Below are 19,360 nucleotides of genomic sequence, written 5' to 3'. Positions count from 1 at the left end.
GCAGCAACTGTGTGGTTAAGCCCGGCCCAGAGCTGTGTTGCAGACGGCTGCGTCAGTTGCGCAAGCGGGTGTCGCTGTAGGTGGACTCACGCACCGGCTATTAGTTGCCCTGCTACGACGAACATCATCATCGCCACCAATACATCCAGCACCCGCCATGTTGTCGGCCGCGCCAACCAAGGTGCCAGCCACGCCGCCCCCAACGCCAAGGTGAAAAACCACAACAACGATGCACTCGCCGCGCCCGCTGCATAAGCGCCGGGCGCTGCCTGCTGGGCGCCGAGCGAGCCGATCAGCAACACGGTGTCCAAGTACACATGCGGATTGAGCAGCGTCACCGCCAGCGCCGTCATCAGCACCGCCTTGCGCGAGCGCGGTCCGGCATTGGCCGCCTCATTCAACGCTTGCGGTTGGCAGGCGCGGCGCAGTGCTTTCACGCCGTACCACAGTAGAAACGCCGCGCCACCCCAGCGCGCCACAGCCAGCAGCACCGGGCTCTGCGCCAGCAGCGTGGCCAAGCCGAACACGCCCGCCACCACCAGCACCGCATCACACAACACGCACAGCGCGGCGACCGGCAAGTGGTGTTCGCGGCGCAGGCTTTGGGCCAGAACGAAGGCGTTCTGCGCACCCAGCGCCACGATCAAACCGGCGGCCACAAGAAGGCCGTTGAGATAGCTCTGCCACATAACGAGAAGTCCTGATGCTGAATCGTGTGGCGAGTCTGGGGGGCAAGGCGGTATAAGAGAAACGAATCCTGCTGATCGCCTATTAGGGAAATCGATATGTTCGATTACAAGCTTCTTGCCGCCTTGGCCGCCGTGGTCGAGCAAGCCGGCTTTGAGCGCGCCGCGCAGGTGTTGGGGTTGTCGCAGTCGGCGGTCTCGCAGCGCATCAAACTGCTGGAAGCGCGCGTCGGGCAACCGGTGCTGGTGCGCGGCACGCCGCCCGCGCCGACCGACATCGGCCGCCGCCTGCTCAACCATGTGCAGCAGGTGCGCTTGCTCGAGCGCGACCTGTCCGGCCAGGTGCCGGCGCTGGACGAAGGCGCCGCGCCCGAGCGGCTGCGCATTGCCATTAACGCTGACAGCCTCGCTACCTGGTGGGCGCAAGCGGTAGCGGCTTTCTGTGCCGAGTACCGGGTGCTGCTGGAGCTGGTGGTGGAAGACCAGGAAGTTGGCCTTAAACGCATGCGTGGCGGCGATGTGGCGGCGTGCGTGTGCGCGACCGACAAACCGGTTGCTGGCGCGCGCAGCGTGGCTCTCGGCGCCATGCGTTATCGCGCCTTGGCCAGCCCCGCATTCATCGCCCGGCATTTCGGCGGCGGGGTCACGGCGCAAAGCCTGGCGCGGGCGCCGGCCATTGTGTTCGGGCCAGACGATTTTCTGCAGCATCGTTACCTGGCGAGCCTGGGCGTGGAGGGCGCGTTTGCCTATCACCTATGCCCCTCATCGGAGGGGTTTATTCGCCTGACCGAAGCAGGCCTGGGGTGGGGCCTGGTGCCGGAGTTGCAAGTGGGTGAATTGCTGGCGCGCGGGGCGTTGCGGGAGCTGCAGCCAGAAAGGGCCATTGATGTACCGCTGTATTGGCATCACTGGCGCAACGGCGGTGAATTGCTCGGCGAGTTGACTCGGCATTTGCACAAAGCCACTGCCAAGATTCTGGTTCAGATTTAGAACGCGCTGAACGGGCAAGCGTTTTGCGCGCCTACCCGGTAGTTCCGTGTAACCGGCCCACTTGGGCCGGTCTGGAGCGGGGGGTCAGTCGGTCATGCTGGTGACGTTAATATTTTTGGCTTGCGCAATGATGTCGCTCGAAAAAACGGGGCTGTCGTCATCGGGTAGGAACCAGGTTGTGTTGAAACCTGAGGTGGGCTCCTCCATAAGCCCCCAGACCCGGCCGTCTACAACGATGAATGAATATTCAACCTCGGCCTGGCTGTTGTCATACGGTTTGCCATCGAAAGTCAGCACTGCCGGGGCGCTGATAAATTGCAGAAGCTCACCATAAATGGCCTTGCCGGTGGTGCCTCGAGTCATCACTTTTTCATCGACGATGGGGGTGGTGATCTGATTCATAGTTCCTGTCCTTTCCTTGATTAAGTGGTTTACCGCAGCGCAAACAATGGCCGTAGAGGGGCTGCCGCTTCTATCGCCCGAGTCGGTTTGCAGCGTCTGAGCGTTCCGCTAGAGCAATTGGAACGCTGCCTCTTTCGTCACGACTCAGGGGCGATGGAGTGCATCGGTATCCGCAGCGCCAGTGCGAGCAGGTGCGCTGCCCGGGCGTCAGGTCAGAATCTTGGCTCAGCGCGTCACAGCGCCGGCGCACTCGGCTTGCTACAGTCACGGCCATTACAAAAAACAGGGCGGTGGGCGATGAAGATTCTGGTGACCGGGGCAAGCGGGTTTATTGGCGGACGGTTTGCCCGCTTTGCGCTGGAACAGGGCCTGGCGGTGCGTATCAACGGCCGACGCCCCGAAGCGGTAGAGCATCTGATCAAGCGCGGCGCCGAATTCGTTCAGGGCGACCTCGGCGATTCGAGCCTCGCCCGCACCCTCTGCCATGACGTGGAAATGGTGGTGCATTGCGCCGGCGCCGTCGGCACCTGGGGCAAGCGCGAGCATTTTTATAACGGCAACGTGGTGCTGACCCAGAACGTGATCGAAGCCTGCCTCGGCCAGAAGGTGCGGCGCCTGGTGCATCTGTCTTCACCCTCGGTGTACTTCGACGGCAAGGCCCATGTCGGCCTGACCGAAGAGCAGGTGCCGAAGAAGTTCGTCGACCATTACGGGGAGACCAAATTCATCGCCGAGCAAGAAGTGATGGCGGCGCAGGAATTCGGTCTGGAAGTGATCGCCCTGCGTCCACGCTTCGTCACCGGCGCGGGCGACACCAGCATCTTTCCCCGCTTAATCGAGATGCAGCGCAAGGGCCGCCTGGCGATCATCGGCAACGGCCTCAACCGCGTCGACTTCACCAGCATGCAAAACCTCAACGACGCCCTGTTCAGCAGCTTGCTGGCCGGCGGGCCGGCGTTGGGTAAGGTGTACAACATCAGCAACGGCGCGCCGGTGCCGCTGTGGGATGTGGTCAATTACGTGCTGCGCCAACTCGACCTGCCGCCGGTGACCAAACACGTGCCCGTTGGCCTGGCCTACGCCGCCGCTACGTTGAATGAAACCGTGTGCAAACTGCTGCCCGGTCGGCCGCAGCCGAACCTGTTTCGCCTGGGCGTGGCGGTGATGTCGAAAGACTTTTCCCTGGACATCAGCCGCGCCCAGCGCGAACTCGACTACGCGCCGCAAACGTCGGTGTGGACCGCGCTGGACGAGTTCTGCACGTGGTGGAAAGTGGTCGGCGAAGGCGCCCGCTGAGCCTGCCCGTTAGCCCCGTAGCGGGCCGGCGTAGCGCGTGTACTTGGCGATTAATTCGGCTTCGCTGAGTGCCGGCGGCGCCAGACGAATGTCAGTCAGTTCACTGAGCGTGTGGCCCATCTCGCGGGTTTGTTCGTTATCGGACGCCGCGCAGGCCACCAGCATGCACATGATGGCGTCGGGCTGGCTGAGGCGGACGTCCACCTGTTGTTCCTGACGCAGTCGGCGCCGCAGTGTTTGCATGCAATCGAGTACAGATTTGGTCAGTTCCATTCGATTTCTCCCCCGTTAACCCAAGGCCGAAGCGGAGCCTGGGTGTGAAAACGTGTGCTGGTCGGGCAGTGTTTTCCGGACTGAATAACCCGCACTTTTGCCGGCTTGGGCCGATCTGGCGCGTGGTTGTTCGCCGCTCGTTGGCGAGCATTAGGGTCATAGCAAATGCTGTACCAGTTCACAGAACCAGGAACTGCGTGCTCCGCAGGCGGTCGATGGGTGTCTCAGGCGCTTTACATGCGCGGCGGCGGTGCGTTATGCCCCATTGGGCACCACCGCTGCGCTCGGTATACTGCGCGCCCTGTCGCTCCAATTATTCACTGCGTGCCCAAAAGGTTGACCCATGCGTAACGACGCTCTCGATGAACTGGACAACGTTCCCAGCCTGACCACTGACGCACGCGACCACGACTTTGCCACCGACCACCACGACCACGCCCGCCACGCGCCGCTGGACCGTGGTTATGTAAGCCCGCCCGCCAAAACCAAAGGCCCTAGCACGGCGCCGCTGTGGACATTGGTCGCCGCCCTGATGATCGCGTTTGGCGGTTTGGGCTGGTGGAGTCATCAGCAAATCGAGCTGATGAGCCAGCAACTGGTTGCCACGCAAGAAAGCTTCGCTCGCATCAGCGAAGATGCCGCCGGGCGTATTCAGGATATTTCCGGCAAGGTGGTGGCCACTGAATCCAACGTCACCAGCGGCAGCGAAGCCTTGCGCTTGCAGGTGAAAGGACTGGAAAGCAAAGTCGCCGACCTGACCAAACAACTGCAAACTTTGAACAGCAAGCAGGGCGACCAGAGCAAACGGGTGGAGCAAGTAGCCGCCGACCTGAAAACCCAACAAGACGCCAGCGCGCAGTTCGACAGCAAACTGAAAACCGTGGCCAGTGATCAGGCCGCGCTGAAAGCGGCGCAGGGCGACACCAGCAAGATCGACGCCCAGCTTAAGAGCCTTGGCGCTGACATCGACGCGTTGAAAAAACAGGGCAACCCGAATGTCGCGATTGGCCGGCTTGAGCAGGATTTGCTGGTGCTAAAAAGTGAACAGGAAAACCGCCCGGCTGCGGCGAGTGCCAACACCAGCGAGTTCGACGCCTTCCGTGCGCAGATGACCCGCAACATCAGCACGCTGCAGGCGCAGGTGCAGAATCTGCAACAGCAGTTGAATGCGCGGCAGTAAGGGCGTTTTGCTGGATCAGACGAGCCCCGCTGAATGCGGGGCTTTTTGTTGGCTGGCGATAGACCTGGCTCAAACCACCGTCATCCTCGCGCACGCGGCGGTCCGACGATTCGGGATCCAGGCTTTCGGATCGATCACCGTTCGCCTGAACGATACTGGACCCCGGCTTTCGCGAGGGTGACGGTGGTGTGGGCGAGGAGCTCCTCAAGTCAGGGACGCACCTCCCGGCTGCACCCACCGTCATCCTCGCGCACGCGGGGATCCAGTTTCTCGGATGGATCGCCGGTCTCCTGACCGATACTGGACCCCGAATCGTCGGACCGCCGCCTTCGCGGGGGTGACGGTGGTGGGGCGGAGCACCTTCGCCAACCAAACTTCCGCGGTTCCTTGCAGCCATAAAAAAGGGCGCCCACCAGGCGCCCCTTTCCCTACTACCGCAACCCACTCACGCCGCCTGCGTACTTTCCTCGGCCTGCTTCAACGCCCGATTCAGCGCGCTAAATAAGGCCCGAAAACTGGCCGTGGTGATGTTCTCATCAATACCAACCCCAAACACCGGGCGCCCGCCGTTCAGTCGCACTTCGATATACGCCGCCGCTTTGGCGTTGGCGCCCGCGCCGATGGCGTGTTCGTGGTAGTCGATGATTTCCAGGTTCTGCGGCAAGGCAGCGACCAGTGCTTCCAGCGGCCCTTTGCCGGTGCCGTGTTTGCGGCGCAGTTCGCCGCTGACACTGACGTCAACATCGACGTTGCAGATGCCGTTTTCTTCCTGCAAACGATGGCTTTTCAGGGCGTACGGGCTGGCGGCTTGCAGGTATTCGTTCTGCAACAGGCTGTAAATCTGCTCGGCCGTCATTTCCAGGCCGAGGCGGTCGGTTTCTTTCTGCACAACCTGGCTGAATTCAATCTGCATACGGCGCGGCAAGCTGATGCCGTATTCCTGTTCGAGCAGGAAGGTGATGCCGCCTTTGCCCGACTGGCTGTTGACGCGAATCACCGCTTCGTAGCTGCGACCGATGTCGGCCGGGTCGATTGGCAAGTACGGCACTTCCCACACGCCGTCTTCTTTCTGCTGGGCGAAACCTTTACGAATGGCGTCCTGGTGCGAGCCCGAGAACGCAGTGTGCACGAGGTCGCCCACGTACGGATGGCGCGGGTGCACGGGCAGTTGGTTGCAGTCTTCAACCACCTTGCGCACGGTGTCGATGTCGGAGAAGTCCAGCTGCGGATCGATGCCCTGGGTGTAGAGGTTCAGCGCCACAGTCACCAGGCACACGTTGCCGGTGCGCTCGCCGTTGCCAAACAGGCAGCCTTCCACGCGGTCGGCGCCAGCCATCAAGCCCAACTCGGTGGCGGCCACGCCGGTGCCACGGTCGTTGTGGGTGTGCAGGCTGATCAACACGCTGTCGCGGCGATCCACATGGCGGCAGAACCATTCAATCTGGTCGGCGTAGTTGTTCGGCGTGGCGTTTTCGATGGTTGCCGGCAGGTTGAGAATCAGCGGCTTGGCCGGGGTTGGCTGGAACACGGCGATTACCGCGTTGCACACCTCGACCGAGAAATCGATTTCAGTAGAGCTGAACACTTCCGGCGAGTACTCAAAACCCCACTGGGTCTTAGGCGCTGCGTCGGCCAGGCGCTTGATGATCTGGCCGGCGTTCACGGCAATTTCTTTTACGCCGTTCTTGTCCTGGTTGAAAACGATGCGGCGAAAGCTCGGCGCGCAAGCGTTGTAGTAGTGAACGATGGCTTTCTTGGCGCCTTTGAGCGATTCGAAGGTGCGTTCGATCAGGTCTTCGCGGGCCTGGGTCAGTACCTGAATGGTCACGTCGTCCGGAATGTGGCCGCCTTCGATCAACTCACGCACGAAGTCGAAATCGGTTTGCGAAGCGGACGGAAAGCCCACTTCAATCTCCTTCAAGCCCACCGCCAGCAGGGTTTTGAAGAAGCGCATTTTCTTGTCGGCATCCATCGGCTCGATAAGCGACTGGTTGCCATCACGCAGGTCGGTGCTCAGCCAGATCGGCGCCTTGTCGATCACTTTGCTCGGCCAGGTACGGTCGGGAATGTTGATCGGTGTGAAGGCACGGTATTTATGCGACGGGTCTTTGAGCATGCTCATGGCGAATTCCTTTATGAAGCGTGGCCAGATGAAGGTGGCCGACCGGGATAGTTGATTTCTATAACAGCGTAGCGCGGCGAGGCGAGCAGTCAGCTTTGCAGTCGCGGACTGACCAGGCACAGGCAGGCGTGTTGGCGCAGCAGAATAAGGGTATGGGGCGTTTTCATGCCGTTAACCCTATTCACTTAGGTTGAATATGGCAACCGGTGCGAAAAATTTGGTGATTTGTAGCGCAGCGCGCCAATTGGCGAAATAAAGTTGTGCGACACGAACCCTTGTTTGGCAAATATTGCGCGAGTACATCGCCGCGTTCGCCTGGGGCTTAACGGTCGCGGGCCAGGGCAGCTACAACGACGCAGGCCGCTCGCTAATGGTGGCCTGGTACGCGCGCATATCCGCGCCGCTCGGGTGCTGGAACACGCGTAAGCCAAACTCCGGAAGGATCGCCAGCATGTGGTCGAAGATGTCCGATTGAATCGCCTCGTACGCCACCCAGGCGGTCGTGTTGGTGAAGCAATAAAGCTCCAGCGGCAGGCCGTCGGCGAGTGGAGCCATTTGACGCACCAACAGGGTCATGTCCTGGCGGATGCCTTGGTGCTGGCGCAGGTAATTTTCCACATAGGCACGGAAGGTGCCGATGTTGGTCACGCGCCGGGTGTTCACCGCCACGCGCAGCGGTTCCTCCAGCTGACTGTTCCAGCTCATCAGCTCGCTTTCTTTGCTCTTCAGGTACGGCGCGAGCAGTTTGAACTGACGCAGATGGGCGATTTCCTCGGGGCTGAGGAAGTGCACGCTGTTCTGGTCCAAGTGCAGGCTGCGTTTAATCCGCCGGCCGCCGGCTTCCTGCATGCCGCGCCAGTTTTTGAACGAGTCGGTGATAAAGCGTTTGGTGGGAATCGTGGTGATGGTTTTATCCCAGTTCTGCACCTTGATGGTGTGCAGGGCGATATCGATCACGTCGCCGTCGGCGTTCAGTTGCGGCATCTCGATCCAGTCGCCGACGCGCACGATGTCGTTCGAGGAAATCTGCACGCTGGCCACCAGCGAGAGCAGGGTGTCCTGGAATATCAGAATCAGCACGGCGGCCATGGCGCCCAGGCCGGAGAGCAGAATCAGCGGCGAGCGGTCGACCAGCGTGGCGATCATCAGCACGGTGGCGATCACGTAGATGGCGATTTTGACGATCTGGAAGTAACCCTTGATCGGCCGCAAATGCGCGTCCGGGCGGCGCTCGTAAAACGAGTTGGCCAGCGTCAGCGCGCCGCTCACGGCCAGCGCCAGGGTCAGCACAATAAAAGCGCCGCACACGTTGCGGGTAACGGTGATGACGCCTTTGGGCAAGTCGGGAATCAGCTCAATGCCGCTGGCCAGAATCAGCGCCGGCACCACGTTGGCCAGACGGGAAATGATGTGCGAGCGCGCCAGGGCTTTGTCTTGTCCCAAATGGGTGGCGCGCAGCATTCGATAAAAGCCGCGCACCAGTACGCGTTTGATTAGCCAGTTCGCGAACCAGGCGGCAAACAACAGCAGCACCAAGGCCAGCAGGTTGTACAGATAGGGAAAGCGTTCCAGCCACTGCACGGCGTTTTCGTAGTGCTGTTGCATGTGCATCGTCCTGTGCAGGCGTTGGGTTGGGCTTACGGCTCGAACTTGCCGATGAAAATGGCGGGGTCGACGCGTACATCATTCAAGCTGACATTCCAGTGCATATGCGGCCCGGTTGCCCGGCCGGTGGCGCCGACCTTGCCCACCACGCCGCCGCGCGCCAGCACCTGGCCGAGCTTCACGTCGATTTTCGACATATGGCAGAACATGCTGATAAAGCCCTGGCCGTGGTCGACAAATACCGTATTGCCGTTAAAGAAATAGTTGCCGATGAGAATGACCTTGCCCGCCGCCGGGGTTTTGATCGGCGTGCCGGCGCCCACCGCGAAGTCGAGGCCGGAGTGCGGGTTGCGTTCTTCGCCATTGAAGAAACGCCGCACGCCAAAGCGGCTCGAGAGCGGGCCATTGACCGGTTTGTCGAGCAGCAGGTTGCTGGGCGTGCCGGGGCTGAAGGTCTGGTAGGCGCGGGTTTGTTCGGCCAGTTCAAGCTCGATGCGCTTGAGGTCCGCCGGGTTCGGGTTGACCTGGCGCTGGTTCTTCAAGGTGATGCGTTGTTCGGCGTAGCGCTTGCTGCCAACGCTGAAACTCAGCGTGCGGCTGCCGCTGGCATCTTTGACGACCACATTCTGCGCGCCGGCTTTGCTGGTCAGCGGCACGCCCACAATGGCCAGCCAGCGCTGCCCTTGTTCATTCACCACCAGCACCGGCTTGCCTTGGTAAGTAGCGCTTCGCGTGCCGTTGCCAGCGCCCAGGTCGACAACCGCCACGCCGCCGGGCACCGGCTTGTTCAGCAGGCGTGTGATGTAGCTGTCGGCGTGGGCGGGGAGGGCAAGGCAAAACAAGCAGAACAGCACAGCGCGCATGGGCAAGCCTGAATAAAGAGTGGGAAGTCAGTCCAGCAGTGACAGGGTCACCGGGGTCAGATGGTTGTCTTCGACGCGCACGTCCAGTTCGCCTTCGCCCAGGCGTGCCTTGAGGCGCTGGCCGGGTTTGGTTTGTGCGGCGTTGCGAATGGCGTGGCCTTTGTCGTCGAGCAAAATGCTGTAGCCACGGCCGAGTGTTGCCAGCGGGCTGATGGCGTTGAGTGTTTGCGCTTGGCTGCGCAACTGCTGGCGCCGGTCTTTCAGCGCCTCACGCATGGCGCGTGGCAACCGTTCGTTGAGGCCGTCGAGGCGTTGGCGCAATAAGGCCAGGGCGCGGCCGGGGTGCTGCGCGGCCAGGCGCATGTCGAGGCGGATTAGGCGGTCCTGGCAATTTTGCCGATGGGTGACGAAGGCTCGGCGCAGGCGCATGTCCAGGTCGTCCAGCCGTTGTGCTTGCTGGCGCAGGCGCTCGCCGGGGTGGCGCAGGCGGCGGCTGATGCCGTCCAGGCGCAGGCGTTCGCGCTCGATGCGGTTGTGCATGCGCATCACCAGGCGGCGGTGCAGGCTGGTCAGCCGTTGCACCAACTCGTTGGCGTCGGGCGCCAGCAATTCCGCAGCGGCCGATGGCGTGGGCGCGCGAACGTCGGCGACGAAGTCGCTGATCGATACATCCGTTTCATGGCCAACGGCGCTGATGATCGGCGTTTCGCAGGCGGCAATGGCGCGGGCTACCACTTCTTCGTTGAAGCACCAGAGGTCTTCGAGCGAGCCGCCGCCTCGGGCCAGGATCAAAGCGTCGAAGCCGCGCCGGTCGGCGAGCTGCAAGGCACGAACAATTTGCCCGGTGGCTTCGCGGCCCTGCACGGCGGTGGGGATCAGCGTCAGTTGAATGTGCGGCGCGCGGCGGCTGAACACGCTGATGATGTCGCGGATAACCGCGCCGGTCGGCGAACTGACGATGCCGATGCGTTGCGGGTGAGCGGGCAGGGGCACTTTGTTCTCGGCGGAGAACAGGCCTTCGCTGCTGAGCTTTTCTTTCAATGCCTCAAAGGCCAGACGCAGCGCGCCGTCGCCGGCCGGCTCTACGCTGTCGAGAATCAGTTGGTAATCACCGCGGCCTTCGAACAGCGAAACCTTGCCGCGTACCTTGACGGCCAAGCCGTCGCGTAAGGCCTGGCGTACGCGGGCGGCATTCTGCCGGAACAGCGCGCAACGCACCTGGGCGTTGCTGTCTTTAAGGGTGAAATACACATGGCCGGAGGCGGGCTTGGCCAGGTTGGATATTTCACCTTCAACCCAGATATTGCTGAACACGTCTTCCAGCAACACGCGGGCGCGGCCGTTGAGTTGGCTGACGGTGAGCACTTCGCGGTCAAGGCCGAGGCGTTGGAACGGGTCTTTAATCATGGCGGGCATGATAGAGGCTTACGCGCCGTGAGCCAAAGGCGCGGGCTGTTAAACTGCGCGCTGTTTTGATTTCGGGGCCGAGCATGGCTGAGCAACAACGCATTCTGGTGCCACAGATTTCCACCTTTCCCAACCACGAGGCGCGGGCGCGGCTGATGCTGCGTTGGCTGGTGCAGCGCAACATTGTCGAGCCCGAACTGAGCACCTGCGGGCGCAGCGGCAATCGCATGGCCCATGCCATTGCCCCGGGCGCCAAGCGCATTGTTTTGCATCCCGAGCGATTGCCGTTTGGCCAGCCGGTGAATGGCTTGGAGGTGGTGACCAAGCGCTGCATCTATACGCCGACGAAGAATTTCCTCGAAGAGGCCGGCTGCCCGCAGTGCCGCAAGGAAGTGGGCGAAGCGCTGTTCGACAGCCTGGATGAGTGGATGCCCAAGCTGAGCGACAACTTCACCTGCCCGCTGTGCGGGTTCGAAGATGACATCAATGGGTTTTTGTTTTTGCAGCCGTGCGGGTTTTCCAACCTGGGGTTTATTTTCAATAACTGGGGCGAGGCGGGGTTCAAGCCTTCCTTTATAGAAGAGTTTGGCGAGCGGTTGCGGTTTGGGGTGCGGGAAGTGGTGGTTGATTGGGAGTAAGCGAGGCTTACTCGGTCAGTCCCCTCTCCCTTAGGGAGAGGGCGAGGGTGAGGGGCTTTTGTTTTTGATCTGCGTGACGGCTGGCCCTCACCCCCGGCCCCTCTCCCGCACGCGGGAGAGGGGAGCAGAGCAGTTGAGTTTGTTTTGGAAAAGCCCACTTCATCTAATTCACCTTTTGCATTGAGCCAAGCTACCCGCGTGGGTATAATGGCGCGCTTCCATTTTCCCGTCCGGGAGCCCCCGCCATGCTGCGTATCAGTCAAGAAGCTCTAACCTTCGACGACGTCCTTCTTATTCCAGGTTATTCCGAAGTTCTGCCTAAAGACGTCAGCCTCAAAACTCGACTGACCCGTGGTATTGAACTGAACATTCCGCTGATTTCCGCAGCGATGGATACCGTTACCGAGTCCCGTCTGGCCATTGCCATGGCGCAGGAAGGCGGCATCGGCATCATCCACAAGAACATGACCATCGAGCAGCAAGCTGCCGAAGTGCGCAAAGTGAAGCGCTTCGAAAGCGGCGTGGTGAAAGATCCAATCACCATTGAAGCCGACGCCACCGTGCGTGATCTGTTCGACCTCACCCGCCAGAACAACATCTCCGGTGTGCCCGTGCTGCACAACGGCGACTTGGTCGGCATCGTCACCTCCCGTGACGTGCGCTTCGAAAGCCGTCTGGACGCCAAGGTCCGCGACGTGATGACGCCCAAAGAGCGTTTGGTCACCGTGCGTGAAGGCGCCGACAAACAGGAAGCGCGCGAGCTGCTGCACAAGCACCGCATCGAACGCGTTCTGATCGTCGACGAAGCCTTCAACCTCAAAGGCATGATGACCGTCAACGACATCGAAAAAGCCAAGGCTTACCCCTTCGCCAGCAAAGATGACCAAGGTCGTCTGCGCGTTGGCGCGGCGGTCGGCACTGGCGCCGACACCGCTGACCGCGTGACCGCGCTGGTCGCTGCCGGTGTTGACGTGGTGGTGGTCGACACCGCCCACGGTCACTCCAAAGGTGTGATCGACCGCGTGCGCTGGGTTAAACAGAACTTCCCGGACGTGCAGGTTATTGGCGGCAACATCGCCACCGGCGCCGCCGCCAAGGCCCTGGCTGAAGCCGGCGCTGATGCGGTGAAAGTCGGTATTGGCCCAGGCTCGATCTGCACCACCCGCATCGTCGCCGGTGTTGGCGTTCCGCAAATTTCCGCCGTCTCCAACGTTGCTGCTGCCCTTGAAGGCACCGGCGTGCCGTTGATTGCCGACGGTGGCATCCGCTTCTCCGGTGACTTGTCCAAGGCCATCGTTGCTGGTGCCTCCTGCGTAATGATGGGCTCGATGTTCGCCGGTACTGAAGAAGCGCCGGGCGAAGTCGAACTGTTCCAGGGTCGTTCCTACAAGGCCTACCGTGGCATGGGCTCGTTGGGCGCCATGGCGCAGACCCAGGGCTCGTCTGACCGCTACTTCCAGGACTCCGCTGCCGGTGCTGAAAAGCTGGTGCCTGAAGGCATCGAAGGCCGCGTGCCTTACAAAGGCCCGCTGGCCGCCATCATCCATCAACTGATGGGTGGGCTGCGCGCCTCCATGGGCTACACCGGTTGCGCCACCATCGAGCAGATGCGTACTGAGCCTGAGTTTGTGCGCATCACCGGCGCGGGCATGGCCGAGTCGCACGTGCACGATGTGCAGATCACGAAAGAGGCGCCGAACTACCGCGTAGGTTGAGCCTTCAAGCAAATCGTTAAGCAACCGGGGCTGTTCTATTCAGCCCCGAGTTGTTTCTGAACCACGACTGTTACCGATTGATTAGACGAGACTGAATCATGGCCCTCGATATTCACGCCCACCGCATCCTGATCCTCGATTTCGGCTCTCAGTACACCCAACTGATCGCCCGCCGTGTGCGCGAGATTGGCGTGTACTGCGAATTGCACCCGTTCGATATGGACGAAGACGCGATCCGCGAATTCGCGCCCAAGGGCGTGATTCTCGCGGGCGGCCCGGAGTCGGTGCACGTCGCCAACAGCCCACGTTGCCCGCAAGCGGTGTTCGATCTTGGCGTGCCGGTTTTCGGTATTTGCTACGGCATGCAAACCATGGCCGAGCAGTTGGGCGGCAAGGTTGAAGGTTCCGAGCTACGTGAATTCGGTTACGCCCGTGTCGACGTGGTCGGCAAAAGCCGCCTGCTCGATGGAATCGAAGACCATGTGGACGCCGACGGCGTGTTCGGTCTCGATGTGTGGATGAGCCACGGTGACAAAGTCACCAAGATGCCCGAAGACTTCCACGTCCTGGCCAGCACCCCGAGCTGCCCGATTGCCGGCATGTTCAGCGACGAGCGCCGTTACTACGGCGTGCAGTTCCACCCGGAAGTGACCCACACCAAGCAAGGCGGCCGCATTCTGTCGCGCTTTATCCTTGACATCTGCGAGTGCGAAGCGCTGTGGACGCCGTCGAAAATCGCTGAAGACGCCATCGCTCAGGTTCGTGCTCAGGTCGGCACCGACAACGTGCTGCTCGGCTTGTCTGGCGGTGTGGATTCGTCGGTTGTAGCTGCCCTGCTGCACAAAGCCATTGGCGACCAGCTGACGTGCGTATTTGTCGACAACGGTCTGCTGCGTCTGCATGAAGGCGAGCAAGTGATGGCCATGTTTGCTGAAAACATGGGCGTCAAAGTGATTCGCGCCAACGCCGAAGAGCAGTTCCTCAACAACCTGGCCGGCGAAGCGGACCCCGAGAAAAAACGCAAAATCATCGGCCGCACCTTTATCGACGTATTCGATGCCGAGTCCAACAAGCTCGATAACATCAAGTACCTCGCCCAGGGCACCATTTACCCGGACGTGATCGAATCGGCTGGCGCCAAAAGCGGCAAGGCCCACGTGATCAAGTCGCACCACAACGTGGGCGGCCTGCCGGAAGAAATGAACCTGAAACTGGTCGAGCCGCTGCGCGAGCTGTTCAAAGACGAAGTGCGTCGCCTGGGCCTGGAACTCGGCCTGCCCTACGACATGGTCTACCGCCACCCATTCCCTGGCCCGGGTTTGGGCGTGCGCATTCTCGGCGAAGTGAAAAAGGAATACGCCGACCTGCTGCGCCGCGCCGACCACATCTTTATCGAAGAACTGCGCAAAGCCGACTGGTACCACAAAGTCAGCCAAGCCTTCGTTGTATTCCAGCCGGTGAAATCGGTCGGCGTGGTCGGTGATGGTCGCCGTTACGCCTGGGTTGTGGCGTTGCGCGCTGTGGAAACCATCGACTTCATGACCGCCCGCTGGGCGCACCTGCCCTACGAACTGCTTGAAACGGTGAGCGGCCGGATCATCAACGAGATCGAAGGCATTTCGCGCGTTACCTACGACGTGTCGAGCAAGCCGCCTGCGACGATTGAGTGGGAATAACGGTTCCCTCGGTTATGTGCCGACCAAGGACGGTCGGCGAAAGGCCCGCGTAACTGCGGGCTTTTTTTTGGGCGCGAAACGGGTATTCGCGGGCGAAAATATTTTCTCGTTTGTGTTTGCGTAGCTTTATCAATTGCGACTTATTTTCGAATACAATCTTTTCCGAAATGGGATGGCATCGCATCGCTGGCGGTGCAGTGGGTTCCTACGGCTGACGTTGTTGAAGATCAAGGATCGCAAGCATGCGCAAAAACAAAACCGGGTTTGTTAACGGCCGTTCGGCCAAGCAGCGCACGGCGGCTGCCGTGATGCTCTGTGTGCCATTGGCCGGAGCGCCTATCGGTGTGAAAGCCGAAGAGGCGGCGGCGACCGAAGACGGCGCTTACCGTCTTGCGCCGATTATTGTCGATGCCAGTGCCGACAGCGGTGACGACTCCCAAACCGTGGTGGCGCAAGAGTTGTGGGTAGGGGGCAAAGTTGCGACCAGTATCCTCAACACGCCGGCTTCTGTTTCTGTGGTTACGCAGAAGGAAATGGAACAGCGCAGCGTTAGTACCACCGAAGAGGCGCTGCAGTACACGCCGGGTGTGATTACCGACTATTACGGCTCCGATGACCGTAACGATTACTTCCAGATTCGCGGCTTTCAGGCCACCACGTACCGGGACGGTTTGACGCTGAGCTCCATGCGCGGCGTTCGTGAAGAACCATTCGCCTACGAGCGTATCGAAATCCTGCGTGGCGCCAACTCCACGCTGTTTGGGCCGGCCGATCCAGGTGGTTCGGTCAACTTCGTCACCAAGCAGCCGCGCTTCAACAGCTTCGGCCAAGGCTATGTGACCTACGGTTCTTACAACCATAAGGAAACCGGCATTGACGTGGGCGACGCGTTGAACGATCAAAAGACCGTCGCCGGCCGCTTTACGGCCAAGATGCAAAACAGTGATCGCGAATACGACCACTCGCAGGACGACAACCGGTTTGCCATGGGCGGTTTGACCTGGGCACCCACGGATTTCACCAAAGCCACCGTGGTTCTCGATTACCTGAAAACTGACAGCACGCCCAACAGCGGCGGCTATCCGTTGGACAAGGAATACGACCGCGACGACTTTTACGGTGAGCCCAGCTACAACTTCCACCACGTTGAGCGCACCAGTCTCAGCGGCAATGTGTCCCATGACTTCGATAACGGCTTCACGCTGCGCAGCAATCTGCGTTACAGCGAAGTGAACGATGACTTCGGCTACGTGTACGTCAACGACTCGTCCACACGTACCGGCTCCGTTGTGGCGCGCGATCAATTCGGCACGGACACCGAGGCTCATCAGTTCAACGGCAACGTGATGCTGCAATACGATCACCGCTTCGAGAATATCGACAGCAGCTCGGTGGCCGGAATCGAGTACCTCGACTCTTCGAAAACGGAGAAGTCGGTGTACACCGGTGCCTCGCCGATTGATCTTTCCCGTCCGGTCTACACCGGCGTGGCTCGGGGCGTTGCCCCGTATGCCGACGACAAGACCGACGCAAAAAACAAGTCGCTGTTCGCTCAGCAGAACCTGTCGTTTTACGAGCGCGTCATCCTCACCGCCGGCGCCCGTCGCGACTTTATGGATTTGTCGGTGACCGATATCAGCGATGCAAAAGAATCGGATAACTTCGCTGAGACGTCGTATCGCGGGGCGCTGACTTTTATCGTCACGGACGAAATTTCAACCTACATCAGCTATGTGGAATCGGTCGCGCCGCCTGAAGTGGGCGTTACACCGAAGACCGGTAACCAGTACGAAGTAGGCGCCAAGTACGCGCCGATGGGCATGAACGCAATCTTCTCGGCAGCCGTTTATGACCTGACCCAGGAAAACGTCACCATCTCCGTGGTGGTGCCGGGCGCGGGTATTCAGCAACGAGTTATTGGGGAGTCACGCGCTCGCGGCGTTGACCTGGAAGCAAAAGCCGAAATCACTGAAAACGTCAGCGTGCTTGGCGGCTATTCCTACACAGATTCGGAAGTGGTTCGCGGCACCTCCTACGACGGCAGCTCGATCAAGGGCAACCAGTTCGTCGCCACGCCCAAGCACTCGGCTTCGCTATGGACTTACTACGACATTCCGGCGACGGACGTAAGCGTCGGCTTGGGTGCGCGTTACGTAGGTTCGTACTACTACGATGCCGCCAACACCGGCAAAAGCGACGGCGAAACCCTCTTCGACGCCGCCCTCAACTACAAACTCTACAAAGGCACCGACCTGGCGCTTAACGTAAGCAACCTGCTAGACGAGCAGCACGTCGTCGGCTCCGGCACCGCCAACTACTACAACCCAGGCCGCGAAATCACGGCCAAGCTCAGCTACAACTGGTAAGCCCTCGTCGGCAGCGTCGCTGCCGGCACGCCTCACGTACGGCGCGCCTTCGCTGGCCCGCCGTATCTTTGAACGGCCGCTCGTGGCCGCTGCGGGTTGACCGCAGGCATGCAAGATGGACGGCTGTTCGTCATAATGCGCGGCGGCCTTACGTGCCAATCCGCTTCTCGAAGCCGGTCCACCAGAGACCGGCCACTACCTGAATTCCTGATGGGCCAGCGAAGTCCCTTATCGTCAAAAGGTGTCTGTACCCATGTCTTTTACACGTCGACAAATTCTCGGTGGCCTGCTCGGTTTGACCGCCGTTGGCCTTGGTGCCGGAGGAGTTCGTTATTGGCTTGGACGGCCGCTGGGCAGCACTACCCATGATTACGAATTGATCGCCGCGCCCATGGATCTGGAACTGGTGGCCGGTCACAAAACCCCGGCTTGGGCCTATAACGGTTCGGCGCCTGGGGTTGAGCTGCGCAGCCGTCAGGGCGATTGGTTGCGCGTGCGCTTTATCAACAAACTCAGCGAACCCACCACCATCCACTGGCATGGCATCCGCTTGCCGTTGGAAATGGACGGCGTGCCCTATGTGTCGCAATTGCCGGTGTTGCCGGGCGAGTACTTCGACTACCAATTCCGCACCCAGGACGCCGGCAATTTCTGGTACCACCCCCACGTGCTAAGCAGCCAACAATTGGGCCACGGCCTGGTCGGGCCGCTGGTGGTGGAAGAGCGCGAGCCGACGGGCTTCAAGCACGAACGCTCGCTCAGTCTGAAAACCTGGCACATCGATGCCGAAGGCGCGTTCACCCCGTTCAGCATTCCCCGCGAAGCAGCGCGCGGCGGTACGGCGGGCAGCTACTCGACGATCAATGCCGAGCACTTGCCGACTATCGATTTGCCGGCTGGGCAGATCGTGCGGTTGCGCATTTTCAATCTCGACAACACCGTGACCTACCGCCTCAACTTGCCAGGCGCCGACGCACGTTTGTATGCGTTGGACGGCAACCCGATCGAGCCGCGCCCGTTCGGCAAGGAATACTGGATCGGCCCAGGTATGCGCGTATGCCTGGCGTTGAAAGTGCCCGAGGCGGGCGTTGAGTTGCCGCTGCGCAACGGCCCGGTGCGCCTGGCCACGTTCCGCTCGGTGCCGAGCGACGAAGTGGCTGGCGACTGGCCGCCGCAACTGCCGGCCAACCCGATTCCGGAACCGGATTTGCACAACGCTGAAGTGCTCGACTTCAAGTTCGAGTGGGTGGGCGCCGTGTCGGTCACCACCAACGGCCGCGCGCCGGCGTTCTGGCAAATCAACGGCAAGGCCTGGGACATCAACGACAAAACCTGCGCCGACCGGCCCATCGCCAAAATGAAGCTGGGGCAGACGTACATCCTCGAATTTCGCAACATGGCCCAGTACCAGCACCCGATTCACCTGCACGGCATGAGCTTCAAAGTGTTGAGTTCGGACCGCAAGAAAATTATCCCGTACTTCACCGACACCTATCTGCTCGGCAAGAACGAAAATGCGCGGGTGGCGTTGGTCGCCGATAATCCAGGCGTGTGGATGTTCCACTGTCACGTGATCGACCATATGGAAACCGGGTTGATGGCTTCCATCCTCGTCGAGTAAACGGATCAGGTACGGCATGAGAAAAGTGCAAATCATCGACCGCAGCCAGGACACGCATTTTATGCGCGAGGCCCTGGCGCTCGCCGCGCAGGGCGCGAGCCTTCGCGAGGTGCCGGTGGGCGCGGTGCTGGTGCAGGACGGTGAAGTGATCGGGCGCGGCTTCAACTGCCCGATCACCACCCATGACCCCAGCGCCCATGCCGAAATGGTCGCCATTCGCGCTGCCTCGGCCGCCGTGGAAAACTACCGGCTGCCGGGCAGCACGCTGTACGTGACCCTTGAGCCGTGCAGCATGTGTGCGGGTTTGCTGGTGCACGCGCGCATCCACCGCGTGGTGTTCGGCGCCACCGAACCGAAAGCCGGCGCCGTGCAGAGCCGGGGCAAATTCTTCGACCAGATCTTTCTGAACCATCGGGTGATGGTGGAGGGCGGGGTGTTGGCGGAGGAGTGCAGTGCGGTGTTGAGTGAGTTTTTCAAACAGCGGCGGGCGAAGGCCGAATAACTCTTTAAAACAACCATC

At 60.8% G+C, this 19,360-nt stretch carries 16 protein-coding genes; 9 read left to right on the top strand and 7 right to left on the bottom strand.

Annotated elements, in window-relative coordinates; genetic code table 11:
- Window positions 1-86: 86 nt before the first annotated feature.
- Window positions 87-689 (bottom strand): LysE/ArgO family amino acid transporter, encoded by a 603-nt coding sequence (locus ACZZ0Q_RS18385; protein WP_463541284.1) that lies wholly within the window; start codon window positions 687-689, stop codon window positions 87-89.
- A 90-nt stretch (window positions 690-779) separates the two neighbouring features.
- On the opposite strand from ACZZ0Q_RS18385, the gene ACZZ0Q_RS18380 reads away from it, so the two are divergent.
- Window positions 780-1,676, top strand: a complete 897-nt coding sequence (locus ACZZ0Q_RS18380; protein WP_463542293.1) for a LysR family transcriptional regulator ArgP — start codon at window positions 780-782, stop codon at window positions 1,674-1,676.
- An 84-nt stretch (window positions 1,677-1,760) separates the two neighbouring features.
- Here the strand turns inward: ACZZ0Q_RS18380 and ACZZ0Q_RS18375 are convergent, their stop codons facing one another.
- Window positions 1,761-2,078: a hypothetical protein gene (locus ACZZ0Q_RS18375; protein WP_463541285.1), complete on the bottom strand. Its 318-nt coding sequence runs from the start codon at window positions 2,076-2,078 to the stop codon at window positions 1,761-1,763.
- Between the two features lie 297 nt (window positions 2,079-2,375).
- Between ACZZ0Q_RS18375 and ACZZ0Q_RS18370 the strand changes: the two genes are divergently transcribed.
- Window positions 2,376-3,374 (top strand): NAD-dependent epimerase/dehydratase family protein, encoded by a 999-nt coding sequence (locus ACZZ0Q_RS18370; protein WP_463541286.1) that lies wholly within the window; start codon window positions 2,376-2,378, stop codon window positions 3,372-3,374.
- Between the two features lie 9 nt (window positions 3,375-3,383).
- Here the strand turns inward: ACZZ0Q_RS18370 and ACZZ0Q_RS18365 are convergent, their stop codons facing one another.
- Window positions 3,384-3,647 carry a hypothetical protein gene (locus ACZZ0Q_RS18365; RefSeq protein ID WP_122492787.1) on the bottom strand — a complete coding sequence of 88 codons (264 nt, stop codon included), beginning with the start codon at window positions 3,645-3,647 and terminating at the stop codon, window positions 3,384-3,386.
- Between the two features lie 343 nt (window positions 3,648-3,990).
- On the opposite strand from ACZZ0Q_RS18365, the gene ACZZ0Q_RS18360 reads away from it, so the two are divergent.
- On the top strand, window positions 3,991-4,827 hold the full coding sequence (locus ACZZ0Q_RS18360; protein ID WP_463541287.1) for an ATPase: 837 nt from the start codon (window positions 3,991-3,993) through the stop codon (window positions 4,825-4,827).
- Window positions 4,828-5,272: 445 nt separating this feature from the next.
- Here the strand turns inward: ACZZ0Q_RS18360 and leuA are convergent, their stop codons facing one another.
- From leuA to xseA, 4 genes are all read right to left on the bottom strand, one after another.
- Entirely contained in the window at window positions 5,273-6,949 is a 1,677-nt protein-coding gene (gene leuA / locus ACZZ0Q_RS18355; protein WP_463541288.1) for a 2-isopropylmalate synthase, read from the bottom strand.
- Between the two features lie 345 nt (window positions 6,950-7,294).
- Window positions 7,295-8,554 (bottom strand): mechanosensitive ion channel family protein, encoded by a 1,260-nt coding sequence (locus ACZZ0Q_RS18350; protein WP_463541289.1) that lies wholly within the window; start codon window positions 8,552-8,554, stop codon window positions 7,295-7,297.
- A 32-nt stretch (window positions 8,555-8,586) separates the two neighbouring features.
- Window positions 8,587-9,417 carry a peptidoglycan DD-metalloendopeptidase family protein gene (locus ACZZ0Q_RS18345; RefSeq protein ID WP_463541290.1) on the bottom strand — a complete coding sequence of 277 codons (831 nt, stop codon included), beginning with the start codon at window positions 9,415-9,417 and terminating at the stop codon, window positions 8,587-8,589.
- 27 nt (window positions 9,418-9,444) lie between these two features.
- Window positions 9,445-10,824, bottom strand: a complete 1,380-nt coding sequence (gene xseA, locus ACZZ0Q_RS18340; RefSeq protein ID WP_463542294.1) for an exodeoxyribonuclease VII large subunit — start codon at window positions 10,822-10,824, stop codon at window positions 9,445-9,447.
- Window positions 10,825-10,907: 83 nt separating this feature from the next.
- On the opposite strand from xseA, the gene ACZZ0Q_RS18335 reads away from it, so the two are divergent.
- The 6 genes from ACZZ0Q_RS18335 (at window position 10,908) to tadA (ending at window position 19,342) form a co-directional block, all read left to right on the top strand.
- Window positions 10,908-11,462 carry a sugar ABC transporter ATPase gene (locus ACZZ0Q_RS18335; RefSeq protein WP_463541291.1) on the top strand — a complete coding sequence of 185 codons (555 nt, stop codon included), beginning with the start codon at window positions 10,908-10,910 and terminating at the stop codon, window positions 11,460-11,462.
- Between the two features lie 245 nt (window positions 11,463-11,707).
- The gene (guaB, locus tag ACZZ0Q_RS18330; protein ID WP_463381875.1) at window positions 11,708-13,177 is read left to right on the top strand and encodes an IMP dehydrogenase; all 1,470 of its coding nucleotides are present in this window, start codon (window positions 11,708-11,710) and stop codon (window positions 13,175-13,177) included.
- Window positions 13,178-13,275: 98 nt separating this feature from the next.
- Window positions 13,276-14,853, top strand: a complete 1,578-nt coding sequence (gene guaA / locus ACZZ0Q_RS18325) for a glutamine-hydrolyzing GMP synthase (protein WP_463541292.1) — start codon at window positions 13,276-13,278, stop codon at window positions 14,851-14,853.
- 308 nt (window positions 14,854-15,161) lie between these two features.
- Window positions 15,162-17,219 carry a TonB-dependent siderophore receptor gene (locus ACZZ0Q_RS18320; protein ID WP_463542295.1) on the top strand — a complete coding sequence of 686 codons (2,058 nt, stop codon included), beginning with the start codon at window positions 15,162-15,164 and terminating at the stop codon, window positions 17,217-17,219.
- Window positions 17,220-17,472: 253 nt separating this feature from the next.
- Complete coding sequence (locus ACZZ0Q_RS18315) at window positions 17,473-18,840, top strand: multicopper oxidase family protein (protein WP_463541293.1); 1,368 nt, start codon at window positions 17,473-17,475, stop codon at window positions 18,838-18,840.
- 16 nt (window positions 18,841-18,856) lie between these two features.
- Window positions 18,857-19,342: a tRNA adenosine(34) deaminase TadA gene (tadA, locus tag ACZZ0Q_RS18310; RefSeq protein ID WP_463541294.1), complete on the top strand. Its 486-nt coding sequence runs from the start codon at window positions 18,857-18,859 to the stop codon at window positions 19,340-19,342.
- Window positions 19,343-19,360: the final 18 nt, after the last annotated feature.

Source organism: Pseudomonas sp. AC070, from assembly GCF_979258635.1.
Note: the sequence above shows the minus strand (reverse complement) of the source record. Positions and strands in the feature narration are given on the sequence as shown.

Bases quoted from the DNA above. Each gene is read 5' to 3' on its own strand.
- ACZZ0Q_RS18375 (WP_463541285.1), bottom strand. From the start codon at position 2,078: ATGAATCAGATCACCACCCCCATCGTCGATGAAAAAGTGATGACTCGA.
- ACZZ0Q_RS18335 (WP_463541291.1), top strand. From the start codon at position 10,908: ATGGCTGAGCAACAACGCATTCTGGTGCCACAGATTTCCACCTTTCCC.
- ACZZ0Q_RS18345 (WP_463541290.1), bottom strand. From the start codon at position 9,417: ATGCGCGCTGTGCTGTTCTGCTTGTTTTGCCTTGCCCTCCCCGCCCAC.
- ACZZ0Q_RS18350 (WP_463541289.1), bottom strand. From the start codon at position 8,554: ATGCAACAGCACTACGAAAACGCCGTGCAGTGGCTGGAACGCTTTCCC.
- xseA (WP_463542294.1), bottom strand. From the start codon at position 10,824: ATGATTAAAGACCCGTTCCAACGCCTCGGCCTTGACCGCGAAGTGCTC.
- ACZZ0Q_RS18360 (WP_463541287.1), top strand. From the start codon at position 3,991: ATGCGTAACGACGCTCTCGATGAACTGGACAACGTTCCCAGCCTGACC.
- ACZZ0Q_RS18320 (WP_463542295.1), top strand. From the start codon at position 15,162: ATGCTCTGTGTGCCATTGGCCGGAGCGCCTATCGGTGTGAAAGCCGAA.
- guaA (WP_463541292.1), top strand. From the start codon at position 13,276: ATGGCCCTCGATATTCACGCCCACCGCATCCTGATCCTCGATTTCGGC.
- guaB (WP_463381875.1), top strand. From the start codon at position 11,708: ATGCTGCGTATCAGTCAAGAAGCTCTAACCTTCGACGACGTCCTTCTT.
- ACZZ0Q_RS18365 (WP_122492787.1), bottom strand. From the start codon at position 3,647: ATGGAACTGACCAAATCTGTACTCGATTGCATGCAAACACTGCGGCGC.
- ACZZ0Q_RS18370 (WP_463541286.1), top strand. From the start codon at position 2,376: ATGAAGATTCTGGTGACCGGGGCAAGCGGGTTTATTGGCGGACGGTTT.
- ACZZ0Q_RS18315 (WP_463541293.1), top strand. From the start codon at position 17,473: ATGTCTTTTACACGTCGACAAATTCTCGGTGGCCTGCTCGGTTTGACC.
- tadA (WP_463541294.1), top strand. From the start codon at position 18,857: ATGAGAAAAGTGCAAATCATCGACCGCAGCCAGGACACGCATTTTATG.
- ACZZ0Q_RS18385 (WP_463541284.1), bottom strand. From the start codon at position 689: ATGTGGCAGAGCTATCTCAACGGCCTTCTTGTGGCCGCCGGTTTGATC.
- leuA (WP_463541288.1), bottom strand. From the start codon at position 6,949: ATGAGCATGCTCAAAGACCCGTCGCATAAATACCGTGCCTTCACACCG.